The following is a 19,609-nucleotide window of genomic DNA, read 5'->3' on the forward strand; positions in this document are numbered from 1 at the left end:
GCCCGCTCACAGCTGGGTCGGCTGGCGCTCGGTCAGGCCGTACTTCTTGGCGATGGCGTTCCAGAGCTTCGCGGCCTTGGTCTTCTCCTGGCTGGCCGTGCCGCTCGCCCGGTTGGCCGCCGACGGCTGGGTGGCGGCCTTGCCCTTCTTGCAGCCCTTCTTGCCGGCCGTCCGGTCGGCCCAGGCCGCGTAGTGGTTGTCGGCCGACGCCGAGGCCTGCCACGCCTTGGTGAGCGCGGTGGTCAGCTCGGTGTGCTGGGGCAGCTTGTCCACGGAGAGCTTGCCGAGGCTGTCGACCAGCCCGCTGCGCTGCTTGGCGGCCTCGCGCAGGTCCTTGGCCGCCTGGGGCAGGTTGTCGCAGGTCTTCACGTCACCCACGGCGTTGATCACCGTGGTGCGGCCGGTGCCGCTCTCGGCGAGCAGCTTGTCCAGCTCGACGGCCTGCTGCCGGACCGGATCGACGGACGGCGAGGCCGAGGCGGACGCGGACTCGGAGGCGGGGGCCGTGGCGGACACCGTCTGGTTGCCGCCCTTGTCCTCGTCCTCCCCCCCGCCGGCCATCATCGCGCCGGCGCCGACCCCGACGACGGCGATGCCCACGCCGACGGCCGCGATGAGCGGCAGCCGCGAACCGGTACGCCCGCCCCGGCCGCCCCGGCCGCCGTCGCCACCGTCCCCGCGCCGCCTGCCGCCGCCACCGCCGCCGCCCGGGCCCTGCGGGGCGTACATGGGCTGGTCGCCGGGGTACTGCGACTGGGGCGCGTCGAAGCGGGGCATCTGCTGGGTGGCCGAGGCCGGGCCGTCGGCACCGCGGAAGAGGTTGTCGAACTCGGCGGGCGGCTGACGCCCCTCGTCGGTGCCGGGCCCGGCACCGAACGGGGCGCCGGCGGGGCCGCCGGGCACGGGCGCGATGTACTGCGTGGCCTCCGCGTCCGGGTGGGGCGCGGGTGCGGGCGGCGCGGGCTGGTGCCCGGCCGCGGGCTGCGCGGGGTACTGCGGGGCCTGGCCGAGGTACTGCGTCGACTCGGCGGCGTGCGGCTGTGCGGGTCTCTCCGGGGGCAGCGCGCCGGGGCCCGCGGGCGGTATGTGCGGTATGTACTGGGTGGCGCCCTCGTCGGCCGACGTTCCGACCGGCGGCATGTACTGCGTGGCACCCTCGTCGGCGGACGGCAGCGGCGCGGACGGCAGCGGCGCGACCGCCCCGCCGTACTGCTGCTGATGCTGCTGCTGGTGCGGGTACTGCTGGTGCGGGTGCTGCCCGTACGAGGGCTGCGCACCGTAGGACCGGTCGCCCGCCGGTGCCCCGTACGACGGGGACTGCGCGCCCTCCGGCGGCAGCGGTCCGGGGCCGGCCTGGGGCGGCAGGGCTCCGGGGGCCTGACCCGGGTCGCCCTGCGCGGGCGGCCAGGCGTGCGGCGGGCCGGCGGACGGCTGAGAGGTCTCGGGAGCGCCCCACGGCTGGGCGCCGGGCGGCGTGGGCCAGCCCTGGCCGGCGGACGGGCTCTGCTGCTGCTCGGGGCCCCAGGGCCGGTCCCAGGCCTGGCCGCCGGGCGGCGCCGCTGCGGGCGGGCCACCGGCCTGGGGGCCGACGGGCGCGCCGGCCAGACCGGGCAGCAGCGGCTCGCCACCGTCCGAGGGCAGCACGATGCCTTCGTGCGCTTGCCGCGCCGAGGGCTCCTCGCCCTGTCCACTCTGCGTCACCGGGACTCCTACGAATGGGGGACCTTCGGAATCGTCGGCTCACGCTACCGGGTCCCCCGAGCCCACTGCCACGCCGCCCGGGGCGTCAACTCCTTCCCTGGGACAGCAGTAACAAAACCGGGCCGCGGCACGCTGTTGATGTCCCTTTCCGCTCACCACGGCGCGGTTTCACGCCTGTTCACTCATCCGTGCCCCGTCCGTTCACGCGGCGGCCTGCAGGTCGAGCCGGGCACCGAACTCCCTGACCACCGCTTCTTCCCGGTACGGCTCGAGCCGGGCCTGGAAGTCGTCCAGGTACTCCGCGCCCCGGTTCGAGCGCAGCGTCTCCAGGAGTTCCACGGCCTTCGTCGCCGTGTTGCAGGCCTGTTCGATCTCCCGCTGCTGCACCTGCGCAGTGGCCAACAGCACATGGCCGATGGCCCGCCTGCGCGCGCGTGACTCGGGGTGCCCGTCCAGGGACTGCCGCGCGTAGCGCGCCGCCGCGTCCGCCTGTCCGAGGTCTCGGTGGCAGTGCGCCAACTCGTCGGCCAGATAGGCGTCGTCGAAGTGCGCGATCCACACCGGGTCGTCCCCGGAGGCCGGATCGGCCGACTCCATCGCGCCGACCGCCCGTCCGGCCGCCTCGTGGGCCGCCCGTACGTCGCCGAGGAGCGCGTGGCCCCGAGCCTCGGCCGCGTGGAACATCGACTCCGCGCGCGGCGTGACCCGTCCGCGTGCGCCCTCCTGCGCCGCCCGCGCCAACTGGGCGATCTCGCGCGGGTTTCCGAGCTGCGCGGCGAGATGGCTCATGGAGGCGGCCAGCACGTACCCGCCGTAGCCGCGGTCCCCGGCCGCCTGCGCGAGCCGCAGCGACTGGATGTAGTACCGCTGGGCGAGGCCCGGTTGGCCGGTGTCGACGGCCATGTATCCGGCCAGCTCCGTCAGGCGCGCGACCGTGGCGAACAACTCCCGTCCGACCGCCTCCCGGTAGGAGCCGGCCAGCAGTCCGGAGACGACGCTGTTCAGGTAGTGCACGAGGACGGGGCGCACGTGCCCGCTGCCGTACTGGTGGTCCAGGTCCACCAGGGCCTGCGTCATCGCGCGTACGGCCGCCACGTCGGACTGGCCCACCCGCGGCCCCGCCGAACGCGACACCTGCGGGTCGGGGGCGGAAATCAGCCAGTCCCGGCTGGGCTCGACCAGTGCGGAGGCGGCGACGGAGGAGCCGGACAGGAAGTCCCGGCGCCCCACGTCACTGCGCCACAGCTCGCAGACCTGCTCGATGGCCCCCAGTACCGTCGGCGAGAACTGGAGGCCGACGCCGGACGCGAGGTTCTTGCCGTTGGCCATGCCGATCTCGTCGATCGTGACCGTGCGGCCGAGCTTGCGTCCGAGCGCCTCGGCGATGATCGCCGGCGCCCGGCCCCGCGGTTGCTGTCCGCGCAGCCAGCGGGCCACGGAGGTCTTGTCGTACCGCAGGTCGAGACCGTGCTCGACCCCGCACACGTTGACCCGGCGGGCGAGGCCCGCGTTCGAGCAGCCCGCTTCCTGAATGAGCGCCTGCAGTCGTTCGTTCGGCTGCCGCGCGACGAGAGGCCTTGCGGCCATGGCGTAACCCCCATGCGGTCTCATGCGGTCTCGATGCTGTCCCGGCGGACCGTCGGAGGAACGGATCCGGCCGTGAAGATCAATGCCCCGTCGATGTGCCGACAATGCGAGACTTGCGAAGCTTGCGAGGATTGCGGTGACGAGGAGTGCGGTGAACGAGGAGCGCGGAGCAGTGCGGACTGCCGGGCGACGGCACACGTCGGCCCGTCGGCCCCAGACGTGGCTACCCAGCTCCCGCGGCGAATCCTCCTGCGCGCCCCCACGTATGCACCCATGCGCCCCGAATGCGGCATCGATGCACCTCCCCCGCGCGCGGAACCCCCGTAACCCCCGGTGAGCACGGGAGTTGAGGTTCACGTGGAAGAGACCATCCCCGGCACCGAAGCCGCCCAGATCCCGCAGCAGCGCGGCACATCGCTGCTGGAGACCGCCGTTCGCTACGCCGAGGAGCGTCACTGGGACGTGTTTCCCGGCACCTGGCTGGTGCCCGCCGACGGGGTGCAGCGCTGCTCCTGCGGCGACCCGGTGTGCGCCGCCCCGGGCGCGCACCCGGCGCGCGAGGACTGGGCGGCGCAGGCGACGGGCAGCGCGACCGTCGCCCGGCGGATGTGGCAGAAGCAGCAGACGGCCTCGATCCTGCTGCCCACGGGGCGGACGTTCGACGCGATCGACGTCCCCGAGACCGCCGGGTTCCTGGCGCTGGCCCGGATGCAGCGGATGGAGCTGACGCTGGGGCCGGTGACGCTGGCGCCGGACCGGCGGATGCGGTTCTTCGTTCTGCCGGGGGCCGGGGTGAAGGTGCCCGATCTGGTGCGGCGGTTGGGGTGGTCGCCCCGGGTTCTTGATCTGGGCGTGCTCGGGGAGGGGGCGTATGTGGCGGCGCCGCCGACGCGGTTCGGGACGTGGGGTGCGGTGCAGTGGGCCTGCCGGCCGACGGCTGCGAATCGGTGGTTGCCGGATGTGGAGGAGTTGATCTCGCCGTTGGCGTATGCGTGCGGGCGGGATCGTTAGGGGCGCCTGTTCGTCTGCCGGGTTGCTGTGTTCTGGCGGCTGCCGGCCGTACGTGGTTGATCGCGCAGTTCCCCGCGCCCCTTCGGGGCGCTTCCCCCCGTAGGGTGCGAAGTTGACGGAGGGAGATGTGGTGAGTAACAGCGCCGTGCGGGTGCGGGGGCTCTGGAAGCGGTTCGGGCAGCAGGTCGCCGTGGGCGGGATCGATCTGGAGTTGCCGGCGGGGAAGTTCATCGGGCTCGTCGGGCCCAACGGGGCCGGGAAGACCACCACGCTCTCCATGGTGACCGGGCTGCTGCGGCCGGATCAGGGGTCGGTCGAGGTCGTCGGGCACGACGTGTGGCGCGATCCGGCCGAGGTGAAGGCCAGGATCGGGGTGCTGCCCGAGGGGCTGCGGCTGTTCGAGCGGCTGTCGGGACGGGAACTGCTCGGCTACACGGGCCGGTTGCGCGGTCTGCCCGGCGACGAGGTCGACAAGCGGGCCACACAGCTGCTCGACGTGCTCGACCTCGCGGGGGCCCAGCACAAGCTGGTCGTCGACTACTCGACCGGCATGCGGAAGAAGATCGGCCTCGCCGCCGCGCTGCTGCACAACCCGGAGGTGCTGTTCCTGGACGAGCCGTTCGAGGGCGTCGACCCGGTCTCCGCGCAGACCATCCGGGGCGTCCTGGAGCGCTACACCGCCTCCGGCGCCACCGTCGTCTTCTCCTCCCACGTCATGGAACTGGTGGAGTCGCTGTGCGACTGGGTGGCCGTCATGGCCGCCGGCCGCATCCGCGCCACCGGGACCCTCGCCGAGGTGCGCGGCGAGGCGGCCTCGCTGCAGGAGGCGTTCCTCGAACTCGTCGGTGCGGGCGGCCGGGACGCCGGTTCCGACCTGGACTGGCTGGGCGGCGGGTCCCGATGAGCGCGCAGACCCGACCGGACGCCTCGGCTCCGTCGAGCGGATCGGTTCCGTCGAGCGGAACCGTCCCGTCCATCACTTCGGTCTTCGTGCGGCTGAAGCTGTCGCTCCTGCGCAACGGCCTGCGCCAGTCCGGCGGGCGGCGGGCCGCCTACATCGCCTCGGCCGTCGTCGTGCTGCTCTTCGCCGCGCTCCAGCTGATCGGCCTGATCGCACTGCGCGGGTACGCGCACGTGGACTCGCTGGTCGTGCTGCTCGCCGCGGTGCTCGCCCTGGGCTGGGCGGTGATGCCGCTGTTCTTCCCCGGCGGCGACGAGACGCTCGACCCGACCCGGCTGGTGATGCTGCCGCTGCGGCCCGGCCCCCTGGTGCGGGCCCTGCTCACGTCCTCGCTGGTGGGCATCGGGCCGCTGTTCACGCTGTGCATGTTCGCCGGTTCCGTGGTCGCGGTGGCGCACGGCGGGGCGGCGTACGCCGTCGGGGTCGTCGGCGCGGTCCTCGCGCTGCTGGTGTGCGTGACCCTGGCGCGGGCCGTCGCCGCCGCCAACGTACGGCTGCTGACCAGCCGCAAGGGGCGCGATCTCGCGGTGCTCAGCGGGCTGGTCGTCGCGATCGGCGCGCAGCTCGTCAACTTCGGCGCGCAGCGGCTGGGCTCGGCGGGGCTCGGGGAGCTCGACCCGGTGGCCGACGTGGTGCGCTGGGTGCCGCCCGCGTCGGCGGTCGGCGCGATGGACGCGGCGAGCGACGGGTCGTACGGCGTCGCGGTGGCCCAGCTGGCGCTGACCGCCGCGGCGCTGGTGCTGCTGCTGCGGGTGTGGGCCGGGCATCTGACGCGGCTGATGACGGCGCCCGACGGCTCCACGATCCAGAGCGACACCGGGGCGGTGCGCGAGCGCGGCTCGGCCGGAGGCGCCCGGTGGCTGCCGGCGGGCCGCACCGGCACCACCATGGAGCGCACCCTGCGCTATGTGTGGCGCGACCCGAAGACCAAGGCGGCGTGGGTGACCTCGCTGGCCATCGGCCTGATCGTGCCGGTGTTCAACGCCTGGCAGGGCACCGGCTCGGTCTACTTCGCCTGCTTCGCCGCCGGGATGCTCGGCATCCAGATGTACAACCAGTTCGGGCAGGACACGTCCGCGTTCTGGATGGTCGCGATGACGATCTCCTCGACCAGGGACGCCTACGTCGAACTGCGGGCCCGCGCGCTGGCGCTGCTGCTGATCACACTGCCGTACGCCACCCTCGTCACGGTCCTGACCACCGCGATGCTCGACGACTGGCGGACCCTGCCCGAGGCGCTCGGCCTGTCCTTCGCGCTGCTCGGCGCGATGCTGGCGACCGGCGCGTGGACCTCGGCGCGCTTCCCGTACTCCATCCCGCAGGAGGGGTACAAGAACGTCGCCCCCGGCCAGGTCGGGCTGGCCTGGGTCTCGATCTTCGGCGGCATGATCGGTGCGGCCCTGCTGTGCGCGCCCGTGATCGCGCTCACGATCTGGGTGAACGTGAGCGCGGGCGCCGGCGACCGGGGCTGGCTGCTGCTGCCGGTCGGCGCGGTGTACGGCGCGGCGCTGGCGCTGCTCGGCCTGCGGCTGGCCGCGCCGCGCACGGCGGACCGGCTGCCGGAGATCCTCACGGCGGTCAGCAAGGGGTGACGGGCCCTTCCGGGGCGGGCGGGGACGGGTGACGTGCCGTCTCCGCGGGCGTCGGCCTTTCGCGGCGGTCAGGCGTCCCTGAGGGTGTCCAGGAAGGGCTCGATGGCCGCCCGCCACGCCTCCGGCTGGTCGTAGTGGACGAGGTGGCCGGCGTCGGCGACCTCCGCGTACTGGCCGTTCGGCAGGACGCGGACCATCTCCTGGGCCTCGGCGCGGCCCAGCTCGCCGTCGAGGCCGCGCACGACCAGGGTGGGGCAGCGGACCTGAGCCAGCTCCTCCCAGTGGGCGTCGTAGACCCAGGTCTCGCGCGAGCGCAGCATCTGCTCGGGTTCGAAGACGGGGCGCCAGCCGTCCGGGGACTCGGCCATCACCTCGGCGTAGAACTCGCCGCGGGCCGGGTTCGGGCGCTCCACCCAGGGGTCGTCCTCGCCGAACCACTTGCGGACGTCGGCGAGCGTGGCGAAGGGGACCGGCCAGGCACGGAACCACTCGGTCCAGGTGTGCTGGGAGGCGGCGCCGAGGGCGGAGGCCCGCATGTCGCAGATGATCAGACCGCGGACCAGGTCGGGGCGTTTGGCGGCGAGCTGCCAGGCGGTCAGAGCGCCCATGGCGTGGCCGATGAGGACGGCCGGGCCGAGGCCGAGCTGCTCCAGGGCGGCCTCGACGTCCCCGACGTAGGCCTCGCGGGTGTAGGCGGCCCGCGGGGGCTTGTCGCTGCGGCCGTGGCCGCGCTGGTCGAGGGCGACGGCACGGTGGCGGGCGGAGAGCCAGCGGGCCGTGGGGGCCCAGTGCGAGGCGCGGCCCATCAGGCCGTGCAATAACAGCACGCCGGGCAGGTCACCGGACGCGGGGGCGGATGCGGGGCCGGACGTGTCGTGCGTCCGGTCGGTCTTGGGAGGGTCGCCGAACTCCCAGGCGGCGAGGCGTACGCCGCCCGCGCCGGTCACGTCGATGCGCCGCGCCATAGGTCCTGGCACCCCCAAGCTTCGCTCGGACCCGCCCGCCCTCGCGGGGCCGGCCGGTCCTGAACCGTGTCCTGCCTGCCGTGCAGAGTATCGAAGCTTATCGAATACCCATTCGAAAAGGCTGTCCCGATGAGCAACACCCCTCATTCGAGTGACACCACTCAGGGATTGATCGCCGCCGCCCAGGGGAGATCTTCAACGGGAGGCGGACCGCTCGGGGAAAACGGTCCGAGGGGATTGACCTTGAGAGCTCGGGGCTCCAGGTCAGCACAGGGGAGGACAGGCCCCGGCGCCGCACGGCGCCGGGGCCCTCTCCGTCTCTCCGGCACGCCCCTCCCCCTCTCCGGCCCGGGCGACATCGCTGTCGGCCACGGCCAAGAGCCCCACACGTCCTGTGCCTCACGCCACAGCCTCGCACGCGAAGCGTCCGGCCGCTGCGATTCGGCGCACTGGAGCCCCGAATCAACGGGGCCCGGTCAACGGGCCCTCTCGGGTCCGGTCAGCGCTTGGCGACGAACACGTGGGAGGCGGTGTCCGCCTCCAGCTCGGCGGCCTCACCGCCGCTGCCCACCAGCACGCCACCCGCCGACTCGGTCACGCTCACCACCGAGCCGGGCTGCACCCCGGCCCGGCGCAGCGTGTACATCAGCTGCGCGTCCGTCTGGATCGGCTCGCCGATACGGCGCACGACGACCGTCTTGCCCTCGAGACCCGGGTCGAGGTCGGCGAGGGACACCATGCCCTCGTCCAGGAAGGGATCGGCACCGTCCGTCTCGCCCAGCTCCTCCAGGCCCGGGATCGGGTTGCCGTACGGCGACTCGGTCGGGTGCCGCAGCAGCTCGAGGACGCGACGCTCGACGGCCTCGCTCATCACGTGCTCCCAGCGGCAGGCCTCGGCGTGCACCTGCTCCCACTCCAGGCCGATCACGTCGACGAGCAGGCACTCCGCGAGCCGGTGCTTGCGCATCACGCGCGTCGCCAGCCGCCTGCCCTCGTCGGTCAGCTCCAGATGCCGGTCCGCCGCCACGGACACCAGGCCGTCGCGCTCCATCCGCGCCACCGTCTGGCTGACCGTCGGACCGCTCTGGTCGAGCCGCTCGGCGATCCGGGCGCGCATCGGGATCACACCTTCCTCCTCCAGCTCGAGGATGGTGCGGAGATACATCTCCGTGGTGTCGATCAGTCCGGACATACGTGCCCCTTGATGAGATTGCCGGAGGCTACGGCCCACCGGCGCGTGCGCTGGCCCTGCAACCAATTCTGACGCATACCACCGACAACCGTGCCTCGCCGCGAAAAGCCGGACCCGACGGGGCCCGCTCACAGCCTCCCCCGCCCCGTCGACGCCGTATTGACACCGCGCTGGTCCAGACCGCACCGTGATCCGCGACGCAGCCACTCCGAAGGGGTCCCGCATGAGCGACCACAAGCCGGCCGGCCAGTTCCTCGACGCGGCGATCGACCTCCTGCGACGCGTCCGCGACGAGGAGGCGGCCGGCATCGAGGCGGCCGGCACGCTGCTCGCCGACACCGTGCAGAACGGCGGACGGCTCTTCGCCTTCGGCGCCGGTCACTCCTCCCTCGCCGCCCAGGACGCCGTGTACCGCGCCGGCGGGCTCGCCCTGATGAACCTGCTCGCCGTGCCCGGCGTCGTCGGCGTCGACGTGATGCCGGCCACGCTCGGCTCCGCCCTGGAACGCGTCGACGGCCTCGCGAGCGCCGTCCTCGACTCCTCCCCGCTGCGCGAAGGCGACGCCCTGGTGATCATCTCCCTCTCCGGGCGCAACGCCCTGCCCGTGGAGATGGCCATGAACGCCCGCGCCCTCGGCGTCCGGGTCATCGGCGTGACCTCGGTGGCCTACGCCTCCGAGACGACGTCGCGGCACGCCTCCGGCACGTTCCTCAAGGACCACTGCGACGTCGTACTGGACTCCAAGATCGCCGTCGGCGACGCGGAGCTCACCCTCGACACCGTCCCGGCGCCCTTCGCACCCGCCTCCACGGTCGTCACCAGCGCCCTCATGCAGGCCATGACGGCCACGGCGGCCGCCACCCTCGCCGACCGCGGCATCGAACCCCCACTGCTGCGCTCGGGCAACGTGGACGGCGGCCACGAATGGAACGGCCGGGTGCTGGAGCAGTACCGGGACCGCATCTTCTACCGCCGCTGAGCGAAGCCGGCGCCCCGCCCCGGCTACGGCCGCTCCAGCACGCCGGCCAGGTCCAGGGCGTTCGCGATCCGGACCGCCACGTCCTCGGCGTACATCGCGTCCGGCCGCTCGAAGGCGCTGCGTCCCGCGCCGCGCAGGAACGTGACGACGCCCAGCGTCCGGCCGCGGCTGCGCAGCACCGCGCACAGGCCGTGCACCGTGTCCTCCGGCCACTGGCGGGCCGTGGCCCACCGGCGCACCTGCTCGGCCGGGACCGCCCGCACACCGGCGCTGGCCCGCACCGAGCCCGCCCGCTCCACGCACTGCACGGCGGGGTGCCCCTCGCCGTAGCGCACCGGCATCCCGGACGTCCCGGACGGCACGCTGGGCCCCGGCGCGCCGGACGGGGTGGCCGCGACCCGCACCAGCCGCACCGGCTCGGCCGCGTCGGTGTCCACCGCCGCCCCGCCCACGACCCGGTCGATCAGGGCGTGGTCGGCGAACCCGGCCAGCGCGAAGTCCAGGTGGACGATCGCGGCCTCCGCCGGGTCCTCGCACTCGGCCGCGGCACGCGCCGCCCGGTGCAGCTGGTTGGCCCGGAAGCGCAGCAGCGCCGCCTCCTGCTCGCCCTGCTTCGACTCCGTGACGTCCTGGAACAGCCAGCCGACACCCAACGGCACCGGCTCCTCCGCGAGCGGCGAGGCCAGCCGCACGAACCCACTGCGCCAGCACCGGCGCCGCTCGCCCTCCGGCGTGCGCAGGCTCACCCACACCTCGGCGGGCGCGGGCGGCGCGCCCTCGGCCAGGACGTGCGTCAGCGCGTTCTCCAGCTCCTCGACGCCCTGGGCGAGCAGATCACCGAGCGGCCGCCCCAGCACGGACGTGCGCCCGGCCCCGAGCGCCCGGGCCGCGTGCGCGTTGACCACGGCGGGCCGCAGATCCGCGTCCACCAGGACGACACCCCAGCTCGCGTCCTCCAGCAGGGCCTCGCTCAGCGCGATGGACCGCTCCAGGTCGATCTGCGCGTGCACCTCGCTGAACGCGCAGTACACCCCCGCGGGCTTCCCGTCGGGGCCGCGGACCGCCGCGGACTGGGTGCGCACCAGCACCCGGCCGCCGTCCTTGGTCAGCAGCGCGAACTCGTGCACCTGGCGCCCCGGCGCCCGCATGGCGGACAGCAACCGGTCCTCCACCTCCCCGGCGTCCGCGCTGCGCACGGCCCACCCGGCGAAGCCCTGCCTTCCCACGGCCTCGGCCGCGCTCCAGCCCAGGATCCGCTCCGCCTCGCGGTTCCAGTGGGTCACGACCCCGTCCGCGTCGAAGGCGCACAGGGCCGCGTCCATGCCGTCGAGGAGCGCGGCCAACAGGTCCGCGCCGTCCCGCTCGGGCTGCTCCGGCTCGTCCGGCCCCAGCTCGTCGGTGGTCCCACTACGCCGGGAAGCACTCACCTGGACCCCCTGCAGGCTGCGTCCGCCGTACGGTACGTCGGTTCGCTCACTGGCCTTCATTCAACTCGAACGTGATGCAGCACACACCGGGTTCCCGCAAGTTCGCGGAAATCGTTGTACTGCGGAAACTCGGCATAAGCCCCCGTCATGACGGGGCACGGCGGGGTCATGCCGGGCGGGCGGCGGCGAGCCTGAGATCGACCCACTCGTCGCGCTCGCCGTCGAGCACGTACCGCTCCTTCTCCACGAACCCACGCGCCCCGGCGAACCGCAACCCGTCGGCGTTGGCCGCCAGCACCACGGTCTCCACCGCCGCGGCGTCCAGCTCGCGCGCGTGCGCCAGCCCCGCCTCGTAGAGCGCCGTGCCGATCCCGCGCCCCCGGTAGGCCGGCAGCACCCGTGCGATCACGGTCGCCACCCGCTCCTCGCCGCCGGGTGGCCGGACGGTGGAGCAGCCGACGAGCGTGTCCCCGAGGTAGGCGTTGGCCAGCCGGTTGCGCCCGGCGCGCTCGCGCGCCTCGTCGAGGGTCATGGCGGCCGGCGGCACGATCACGTTGTGCACGTGCCGCCACTCCTCCACCATGGCGTCCCCGTCCACCGGCTCGATCCGCAGCGCCGAGCCCGCGCCGGCCGCGACCGTGCCGCGCCGCGCGTACACCTCGACCTCGATGCGCATCCGCTCGTCCGCGAGCCCACACACCATCATCGTCGCGGCCGGCCGCACCTGTCCGAACGCCCGCCGCAGCACGGGCCAGCACGGCTCGAAGTCCTCCCGCGCGGGCAGCAGGTAGCGCACCCGCACCACGTCCGCGAAGGTGCATCCCGCCTCGGCCAGCGCGGCCCCGATGTTGTGCAGGCACTGCTCGGCCTGCTCCACCACGTCCTCGGAGATCGTCATCGACGCGTAGTCGAACCCGGTCGTCCCCGACACGTGCACCCAGTCCCCGTCGACGACGGCCCGGGCGTACCCGATCCGCTCCTCGAACGTCGACCCGCTGACTATCGCCCGCCTCACCGGCGGGGCCCCCTGTCGTTCCGTCATGGGCGAAACCGTAGGTGACCAGCGAAGACGCGTCCATGGGAGATCGACGACGAATCGATCCGGAAATTCGATTGATCGGCGGCCGACCGGTTCTTAGGGTGGGCCGTACACGAGAAGGGAGGTGATCCGGCGAATGTATGACATCCGGACGCGTGAGGTGGCTGCGGGCTAGCGGCCCGGCACCACACGGAGTGCGGCGCCGGACCAGCGCGTGACAGACGCGTGCAGCCGGCCCAATCCCAAGCAGTCACCCGACCCGCGAGTCGCCGGTACGTCCGGCCAGCTCCTCCACGGAGGAACCAGACTCGCGGGTCGCCTGCGTTCGGGGACCGGGGCGTCAGTCCGCGATGTCGGCGTAGCCCTCGATCTCGCGCGGGTCGCGGGTGCCCGGGCCCACGTAGCGGGCGGAGGGGCGGACCAGGCGGCCGGTGCGCTTCTGTTCCAGGATGTGGGCGGACCAGCCGGCGGTGCGGGCGCAGGTGAACATCGAGGTGAACATGGGGGCCGGGACCTCGGCGAAGTCCAGCATGATGGCGGCCCAGAACTCGACGTTGGTGGCCAGCACCCGGTCGGGGCGGCGGGCGTGGAGTTCGGCGAGGGCGGCCTTCTCCAGGGCCTCGGCGACCTCGTAGCGCGGGGCGCCCAGTTCGCGGGCGGTGCGGCGCAGGACGCGGGCGCGGGGGTCCTCGGCGCGGTAGACGCGGTGGCCGAAGCCCATGAGGCGTTCGCCCGCGTCGAGGGTCTTCTTGACGTAGGCCTCGGCGTCGCCGGTGCGCTCGATCTCCTCGATCATGTGCAGGACGCGTGAGGGGGCGCCGCCGTGCAGCGGGCCGGACATGGCGCCCACGGCTCCGGAGAGGGCGGCGGCGACGTCGGCGCCGGTGGAGGCGATGACGCGGGCGGTGAACGTGGAGGCGTTCATGCCGTGCTCGGCGGCGGAGGTCCAGTAGGCGTCGACGGCGGCGACGTGCTTGGGGTCGGGCTCGCCGCGCCAGCGGATCATGAAGCGTTCGACCACCGACTGGGCCTTGTCGATCTCGCGCTGCGGGACCATGGGCAGGCTCTGGCCGCGCGCCGACTGGGCGACGTAGGACAGGGCCATGACGGCGGCGCGGGCGAGGTCGTCGCGGGCCTGTGCGGCGTCGATGTCCAGGAGGGGTTTGAGGCCCCAGGCGGGGGCGAGCATGGCGAGGGCGGACTGGACGTCGACCCTGATGTCGCCGGAGTGCACGGGGATGGGGAAGGGCTCGGCGGGCGGCAGGCCGGGGTTGAAGGCCCCGTCGACGAGCAGGCCCCAGACGTTGCCGAAGGAGACGTGCCCGACCAGGTCCTCGATGTCGACGCCGCGGTAGCGCAGGGCGCCGCCCTCCTTGTCGGGTTCGGCGATCTCCGTCTCGAACGCGACGACTCCCTCTAGCCCGGGTACGAAGTCGGACATCAGGCGGCTCCTCGTGATCAGTGATGTGTGGCGACCTGGGCGGAGACGGTGCGGCGCCTCCATGGATCCACGGTCGTGTCCCCGACTCGCGGTCCCGGCGGTCACCCCTGTGATGCCCCGTACGGCCGTCGGTCATCCGGCCGGAGCGGGACCAAGAACCATATCCCCGGGTGCCACGTTTGGGGAGTGGGTGCGGCACTGGGTGCCACCCCGGTCGGGCGGTGGGGTGGATGCGGCAGGATGGGCGGCGTGACCGATCGCGAAGCCGATTCCGCCGTCCCCGCCGCCGACCCGGTGCCCTTCGATCTCGCCTCGATGCGCAAGCAGTACCGGGCCGAGGGGCTGTCCGAGACCGAGCTGGCGGCGACGCCCGTCGAGCAGTTCGCGCGCTGGTTCAAGCAGGCGGCGACGGACGGCGGGCTGTTCGAGCCGAACGCCATGGTGGTCTCCACGGCGGACGAGCAGGGGCGGCCCAGCTCCCGCACGGTGCTGCTGAAGCACTTCGACGAGCAGGGGTTCGTCTTCTACACCAACTACGACTCCCGCAAGGCGCGCGACCTGGACGCGAACCCGTACGTCTCGCTGCTGTTCCCCTGGCATCCGATGGCCCGGCAGGTCGTGGTCACGGGCGTCGCACGCCGCACCGGGCGGGACGAGACCGCCGCGTACTTCCGGACCCGGCCGCACGGCTCCCAGCTGGGCGCCTGGGCGAGCGTCCAGTCCTCGGTGGTGGCGGGCCGCGGTGCGCTGGACGCGGCGTACGCCGAGCTGGCGGCGCGCTATCCGGAGGGCGAGCAGGTGCCGGTGCCGCCGCACTGGGGCGGGTTCCGGGTGGTGCCGGAGGCGGTGGAGTTCTGGCAGGGCCGGGAGAACCGGCTGCACGACCGGCTGCGGTACGTGGCCGAGGGCGGCGGGAGCTGGCGGGTGGAGCGGCTGAGTCCGTGACGGGTTCCGGCGCCGCGTCTAGAACCTGCCCCGGACGTACGTGGTGCGGTGGCCGTCGAGGTGGGCGGCGACGCGGGCCCGGAAGGCGTCGGTGAGGTCGGGCCAGTTCCAGAACTCGAAGCCGAGGTGACCGAGAGCGAGCGGCGCCTCGTCCCACATCCAGTCCTGGACGGGGACCGGCGCGGCACAGGCCGGGCAGCCCACCGCCGCCGCGCCCGTGTCGTGCCAGGTCTGCATCGCGGTGCTGAAAGTCTGCCAGGCGGCCGCGTCGTCGAGGGCGACGGACGCCGCACACCGGGGGCACAGGGCCGCTCCCGGCAGGTCCGCGCCGCTGGTGAAGCCGGTGCGCCGGGTGTGGACGGCGAGGCCGTCCGAGGGTGGGAAGTCCCAGTCGTCGGTCACCGCCCGCTCCCAGTGCGAGCCGGGCGGTGCCCCAGGGGCTGTCCGGGGACGCAAGGGGTGCGCTCGCCGAGAACGACGCCCTCGGCCACGAGCCATTCCCGCACGCGCCGGGCGAGCGGCGCGGCGTCGCCGTCGTCCGCGTCGAGGTCGACGATCACCTGGAACCGGTCCCCCACGGCGTCAGTCCACCTCCCCCTCCAGCGCCGCGTCCAGCAGCCGTGCCCACTGCTCCACGACCCGTTCGCGCCGTGCCCCGTCGTCGGTGAGGAGGTTGGCCAGGCCCAGGCCGCGGGCCATGTCCAGGAGGCCCTGGACGGTTTCGCGGGCGCCGGGGCGGCTTTCGTCGGCGCCGAGGAGGTCGACGGCGATGCGGTGGCTCTCGCGGCCGACGCGGGCCTCCAGCTCGGTGACCCGGCCGCGCAGCTGTTCCTCGTTGGAGGCGGCCACCCACAGGTGCAGGGCGGCGCGGAAGAGCGGGCCGGTGTAGAGGTCGACGAGGGCGGCGACCACCGCGCGCCGGTCGTCGGCGGCGGCACCCTCGGGGAACAGGGCGCGCAGCGCGCCGGAGCGTTCCTCGGCGACGTACTCCACGGCCGCCGTGACGAGGTCCTCGCGGGTCGGGAAGTGGTGCTGGGCGGCGCCGCGGGAGACGCCGGCGTGTTCGGCGACGACGGAGACCGTGGACCCGGCCCAGCCGCGTTCGGCGAGGCAGGCCACGGCGGCTTCCAGGAGCCGTTGCCGGGTGGCCCGGCTGCGGTCCTGCTTGGGGACGCGCTCGGCGCGGTCCGCCGTGTGCGCGGCGCCGCTCACACCACCCATTCCGGATCCCGTCGTTCGAGGAAGGCCGTCATCCCCTCGCGGGCCTGCGGGGAGGCGAACAGCCGGGCCGAGAGCGCGGTCAGGTCGGCCGCGTCCCGGTCGAAGGCCTCCAGCACCCTAGCCGTGAGCAGCCGTTTCGTCTCGGCCAGGCCCTGCGGTGAGGCACGGCGCACACCGTCGAGGACGGGTTCGAGTACGGCGTCCACGTCGTCGCCGGCCGCCGTGACCAGGCCGATGCGGGCGGCCTCGGCGGCGTCGAAGCGCTCGCCGGTGAGGTAGTAGCGGGCGAGTGCGCGGGGGTCGGTGCGGGGCAGCAGGGTCAGGGAGATGACGGCGGGCGCCACGCCGATGCGGACCTCGGTGAAGGCGAAGGTCGACTCCGTGGACGCGGCCGCGATGTCGCAGGCGGCGACCAGGCCGAGACCGCCGGCGCGGACGTGTCCGGCGACGCGGGCGATCACCGGCTTCGGCACCTCGGCGATCTGCCGGAGCAGGCCGACCAGGGCGTCCGGGTCGGGCGGGTCGCGCAGGTCGGCGCCCGCGCTGAAGGTGTTGCCGGTGTGGGCGAGGACGACGGCGCGGACGCCCGGGTCCTCGCCCGCGTCGGTGAGGGCGTCGGCCAGGTCGCCGACGAGGGTGGCGGACAGGGCGTTGCGGTTGTGCGAGGAGTCGAGGGTGAGGGTTTCGACTCCCCGCGCGCGCGTGCGGCCGACGCGGGCGAGCGGGGTCACTGCTGCCCCCTCAGCTCGCGGCGGAGGATCTTGCCGGACGCGGCGCGGGGGACGGCGTCGACGAAGGTGACCCGGCGGACGCGTTTGTAGGGGGCGACGCGTTCGGCGACGTACATCATGATCTCGCCCTCCGCGAGGTCGGCTGCGGCCGGCTGGCGTACGACGAAGGCGTGCGGTACTTCGTTGCCGTCCTCGTTGTACTCGCCGATGACGGCCGCGTCGGCGATGCCGGGGTGGGCGAGCAGGAGGGCTTCCAGTTCGGCGGGGGCCACCTGGAAGCCCTTGTACTTGATCAGTTCCTTGACCCGGTCGACGACGAACAGCCAGCCCTCGGCGTCGACGTGTCCGACGTCGCCGGTGTGCAGCCAGCCGTCCTCGTCGATCATGGCGGCGGTGGCGCCGGGGCGGCCGAGGTAGCCCTTCATGATCTGGGGTCCGCGGATGAGGATCTCGCCGGACTCGTCGGCGGGGAGGTCCTTGCCGGGCTCGGTGAGGGAGACGATGCGCATCTCGGTGCCGGCGATGAGCTTGCCGACGGTGCCGGGCGGCGCGTCGGCCATGGCGTCCAGGGGGACGACGTGGGTGCCCGGGGACAGTTCCGTCATGCCGTAGGCCTGGCCGACGGGCGGCAGGCCGAGCCGCCGGGAGCAGGCGGCGGCCAGGCGGGCGTCCAGGGGTGCGGCGGCGCTGACGATGTACTTCAGCGAGGAGAGGTCGTAGTCGGCGACCAGGGGGTGCTTGGCGAGGGCCAGGACGATCGGCGGGGCGACGTAGAGGCTGGTGATGCGGTGGTTCTGGATGGCGGCGAGGAACTGCTCCAGGTCGAAGCGGGGCAGGACGACGACCGTGGCGCCGAGCCGCAGCGGGGCGTTCATCAGGGCGGTCAGGCCGTAGATGTGGAAGAACGGCAGCACGGCCAGGACGCGGTCGCCGGGCGCGGCCGGCATCGCCGGTTCGAGCTGGGCGAGGTTGGTGGCGATCTGCCGGTGGGTGAGCATGACGCCCTTGGGGGTGCCGGTGGTGCCCGAGGAGTACGGCAGGGCGGCCACGTCCCCGGCCGGGTCGATCGCGACGGACGGTTCGGGCGCGGTCGAGGCCAGCATGTCGACGAGTGAGCGGTGGCCGGGCGCGCTGTCGCAGACCAGGATCTCCTGGACGCCGCCCGCGAGTTCGGCGGCCCGGCGTGCGGTGTCCAGGAGCGGTGAGACGGTGACGATCCAGCGGGCCGCGCAGTCCTTCAGCTGCTTGGCGAACTCCTCCGCCGTCGCGAGCGGGTGCACCGTGGTGACGGAGGCACCCGCGCGGGTGGCGGCGTAGAAGGCCAGGGGGAAGGCGACGGTGTTGGGACTGTGCAGGGCGAGGACGTCGCCCTTGCGCACGCCGGTCTCGGCGAGGGCGGCGGCCACACGCCGGTGGAACCGGTCCACCTGCTCGTAGGTGAGGGTGGTGCCGTCGGTGCCGTCGATCAGCGCCGGGCTGCTTCCGAAGGCGGCGGCCCCGCCGAGCACGGCGTCGTGGATGGGCAGGTCGACGGGCGGGACGTCTGCGTACTCGCTGCGGAACACGGTTCCTCCAACGCCGCTCGGAAACGGCCTGGTACTGGCTGGGTACTGGTCTAGTACGACTTGGGCAGGCCCAGGGTCTGGTGGGAGACGTAGTTGAGGATCATCTCCCGGCTCACGGGAGCGATACGGGCCACGCGCGACGCCGTTATCAGCCGGGCGAGCCCGTACTCGCGGGTGAGGCCGTTGCCGCCGAGGGTGTGCACGGCCTGGTCGACGGCCTTCACACAGGCCTCCCCGGCCGCGTACTTGGCCATGTTGGCGGCCTCGCCCGCGCCCACGTCGTCGCCCGCGTCGTACAGATGGGCCGCCTTCTGCATCATCAGGCGGGCGAGCTCGAGGTCGATGTGCGCCTGTGCGAGGGGGTGGGCGATGGCCTGGTGGGCGCCGATGGGGGTCTTCCAGACGGTGCGCTCGCGGGCGTATGCGAGGGCGCGGGAGAGGGCGTAGCGGCCCATGCCGATCCCGAACGCCGCCGTCATCACGCGCTCGGGGTTGAGGCCCGCGAAGAGCTGGAGGAGCCCCGCGTCCTCGTCGCCGACCAGGGCGTCGGCGGGCAGCCGTACGTCGTCGAGGGTCAGCTCGAACTGCCGCTCCACGGCGTTGAGTTCCATGTCGATGGGGCGGCGCTCGAAGCCGGGGGCGTCGCGCGGGACGATGAACAGGCAGGGCTTGAGCTTGCCGGTGCGCGCGTCCTCGGTGCGGCCGACGATGAGGGTGGCGTCGGCGATGTCCACGCCGGAGACGAAGACCTTGCGGCCGGTGAGGATCCAGTCCCCGGTGGCCGCGTCGCGACGGGCCGTGGTGGTGATGCGGTGGCTGTTGGAACCGGCGTCGGGTTCGGTGATGCCGAAGGCCATGAGGCGGGTGCCGTCGGCGAGGGACGGGAGCCACTCGCGCTTCTGCTCCTCGGTGCCGAAGCGGGCGATGACGGTGCCGCAGATCGCCGGGGAGACGATCATCATGAGGAGGGGGTTGCCTGCGGCGCCGAGCTCCTCGAGGACGAGGGAGAGTTCGGTGATGCCGGCGCCTCCTCCGCCGTATGCCTCCGGCAGGTTGACGCCGATGTAGCCGAGCTTGGCCGCGTCCTGCCAGAGGCGTTTGTTGTCTTCGGCGTTGAGGGTGTGGGGGTGCGTTTTGGCGAAGGCCGAGACCGCTTCGCGGAGGGACTTGTGCTCTTCGGATTCGATGAGGGTGGTCACTGTGCTCCTTCGGGTGCGGGTTGTGTGTGGTTCCTCGCGCAGTTCCCCGCGCC

General features: G+C 73.5%; 18 protein-coding genes. 5 read left to right on the forward strand and 13 right to left on the reverse strand.

Features of this window, described 5'->3' with window-relative positions:
• Positions 1–6 precede the first annotated feature (6 nt).
• A complete protein-coding gene (locus tag ABS735_RS35040) occupies positions 7–1,701 on the reverse strand; it encodes a hypothetical protein (RefSeq protein WP_373904101.1) in 1,695 nt (564 codons plus the stop codon).
• Between the two features lie 201 nt (positions 1,702–1,902).
• Positions 1,903–3,288, reverse strand: a complete 1,386-nt coding sequence (locus ABS735_RS35045; protein ID WP_052839198.1) for an NsdA family TPR-like regulatory protein — start codon at positions 3,286–3,288, stop codon at positions 1,903–1,905.
• Positions 3,289–3,645: 357 nt separating this feature from the next.
• On the opposite strand from ABS735_RS35045, the gene ABS735_RS35050 reads away from it, so the two are divergent.
• The 3 genes from ABS735_RS35050 (at position 3,646) to ABS735_RS35060 (ending at position 6,852) form a co-directional block, all read left to right on the forward strand.
• The gene (locus ABS735_RS35050; RefSeq protein WP_373904102.1) at positions 3,646–4,299 is read left to right on the forward strand and encodes a bifunctional DNA primase/polymerase; all 654 of its coding nucleotides are present in this window, start codon (positions 3,646–3,648) and stop codon (positions 4,297–4,299) included.
• Positions 4,300–4,411: 112 nt separating this feature from the next.
• Positions 4,412–5,203, forward strand: coding sequence for an ABC transporter ATP-binding protein (locus ABS735_RS35055; protein ID WP_373904103.1), 792 nt, complete (start codon positions 4,412–4,414; stop codon positions 5,201–5,203).
• Positions 5,200–6,852, forward strand: coding sequence for a transporter (locus ABS735_RS35060; RefSeq protein ID WP_373904104.1), 1,653 nt, complete (start codon positions 5,200–5,202; stop codon positions 6,850–6,852). The genes ABS735_RS35055 and ABS735_RS35060 overlap by 4 nt, the downstream gene beginning before the upstream one ends.
• Positions 6,853–6,920: 68 nt before the next feature.
• On the opposite strand, the gene ABS735_RS35065 is transcribed toward ABS735_RS35060, so the two are convergent.
• Positions 6,921–7,817, reverse strand: a complete 897-nt coding sequence (locus ABS735_RS35065; RefSeq protein WP_373904105.1) for an alpha/beta fold hydrolase — start codon at positions 7,815–7,817, stop codon at positions 6,921–6,923.
• Between the two features lie 499 nt (positions 7,818–8,316).
• A complete protein-coding gene (locus ABS735_RS35070; RefSeq protein WP_373904106.1) occupies positions 8,317–9,009 on the reverse strand; it encodes an iron-dependent transcriptional repressor DtxR in 693 nt (230 codons plus the stop codon).
• A gap of 223 nt (positions 9,010–9,232) precedes the next feature.
• On the opposite strand from ABS735_RS35070, the gene ABS735_RS35075 reads away from it, so the two are divergent.
• Positions 9,233–9,988 (forward strand): SIS domain-containing protein, encoded by a 756-nt coding sequence (locus tag ABS735_RS35075; protein WP_373904107.1) that lies wholly within the window; start codon positions 9,233–9,235, stop codon positions 9,986–9,988.
• A 23-nt stretch (positions 9,989–10,011) separates the two neighbouring features.
• On the opposite strand, the gene ABS735_RS35080 is transcribed toward ABS735_RS35075, so the two are convergent.
• From ABS735_RS35080 to ABS735_RS35090, 3 genes are all read right to left on the reverse strand, one after another.
• Positions 10,012–11,415, reverse strand: a complete 1,404-nt coding sequence (locus ABS735_RS35080; RefSeq protein WP_373904108.1) for a PAS domain-containing protein — start codon at positions 11,413–11,415, stop codon at positions 10,012–10,014.
• 166 nt (positions 11,416–11,581) lie between these two features.
• Positions 11,582–12,457 (reverse strand): GNAT family N-acetyltransferase, encoded by an 876-nt coding sequence (locus tag ABS735_RS35085; protein WP_373904109.1) that lies wholly within the window; start codon positions 12,455–12,457, stop codon positions 11,582–11,584.
• Between the two features lie 337 nt (positions 12,458–12,794).
• The gene (locus ABS735_RS35090; RefSeq protein WP_127893847.1) at positions 12,795–13,895 is read right to left on the reverse strand and encodes a citrate synthase 2; all 1,101 of its coding nucleotides are present in this window, start codon (positions 13,893–13,895) and stop codon (positions 12,795–12,797) included.
• A 240-nt stretch (positions 13,896–14,135) separates the two neighbouring features.
• Here ABS735_RS35090 and pdxH point away from each other — a divergent pair, with 240 nt between their 5' ends.
• A complete protein-coding gene (gene pdxH, locus ABS735_RS35095; RefSeq protein WP_373904110.1) occupies positions 14,136–14,840 on the forward strand; it encodes a pyridoxamine 5'-phosphate oxidase in 705 nt (234 codons plus the stop codon).
• 18 nt (positions 14,841–14,858) lie between these two features.
• Here the strand turns inward: pdxH and ABS735_RS35100 are convergent, their stop codons facing one another.
• Genes ABS735_RS35100 through ABS735_RS35125 form a run of 6 tightly spaced genes read right to left on the reverse strand, consistent with a single transcriptional unit; the run spans position 14,859 to position 19,556 of the window.
• A complete protein-coding gene (locus ABS735_RS35100) occupies positions 14,859–15,242 on the reverse strand; it encodes a hypothetical protein (RefSeq protein ID WP_373904111.1) in 384 nt (127 codons plus the stop codon).
• Positions 15,239–15,418: a hypothetical protein gene (locus ABS735_RS35105; RefSeq protein WP_373904112.1), complete on the reverse strand. Its 180-nt coding sequence runs from the start codon at positions 15,416–15,418 to the stop codon at positions 15,239–15,241. The genes ABS735_RS35100 and ABS735_RS35105 overlap by 4 nt, the downstream gene beginning before the upstream one ends.
• 4 nt (positions 15,419–15,422) lie before the next feature.
• A complete protein-coding gene (locus ABS735_RS35110) occupies positions 15,423–16,061 on the reverse strand; it encodes a TetR/AcrR family transcriptional regulator (protein ID WP_373904113.1) in 639 nt (212 codons plus the stop codon).
• Positions 16,049–16,792, reverse strand: coding sequence for an enoyl-CoA hydratase family protein (locus ABS735_RS35115; protein ID WP_373904114.1), 744 nt, complete (start codon positions 16,790–16,792; stop codon positions 16,049–16,051). The genes ABS735_RS35110 and ABS735_RS35115 overlap by 13 nt, the downstream gene beginning before the upstream one ends.
• Complete coding sequence (locus tag ABS735_RS35120) at positions 16,789–18,357, reverse strand: 4-coumarate--CoA ligase family protein (RefSeq protein WP_373904115.1); 1,569 nt, start codon at positions 18,355–18,357, stop codon at positions 16,789–16,791. The genes ABS735_RS35115 and ABS735_RS35120 overlap by 4 nt, the downstream gene beginning before the upstream one ends.
• Positions 18,358–18,407: 50 nt before the next feature.
• Positions 18,408–19,556 carry an acyl-CoA dehydrogenase family protein gene (locus tag ABS735_RS35125; RefSeq protein ID WP_373904116.1) on the reverse strand — a complete coding sequence of 383 codons (1,149 nt, stop codon included), beginning with the start codon at positions 19,554–19,556 and terminating at the stop codon, positions 18,408–18,410.
• Positions 19,557–19,609: the final 53 nt, after the last annotated feature.

It is taken from the genome of Streptomyces sp. MMCC 100, from assembly GCF_041538145.2.
GTDB lineage: Bacteria > Actinomycetota > Actinomycetes > Streptomycetales > Streptomycetaceae > Streptomyces.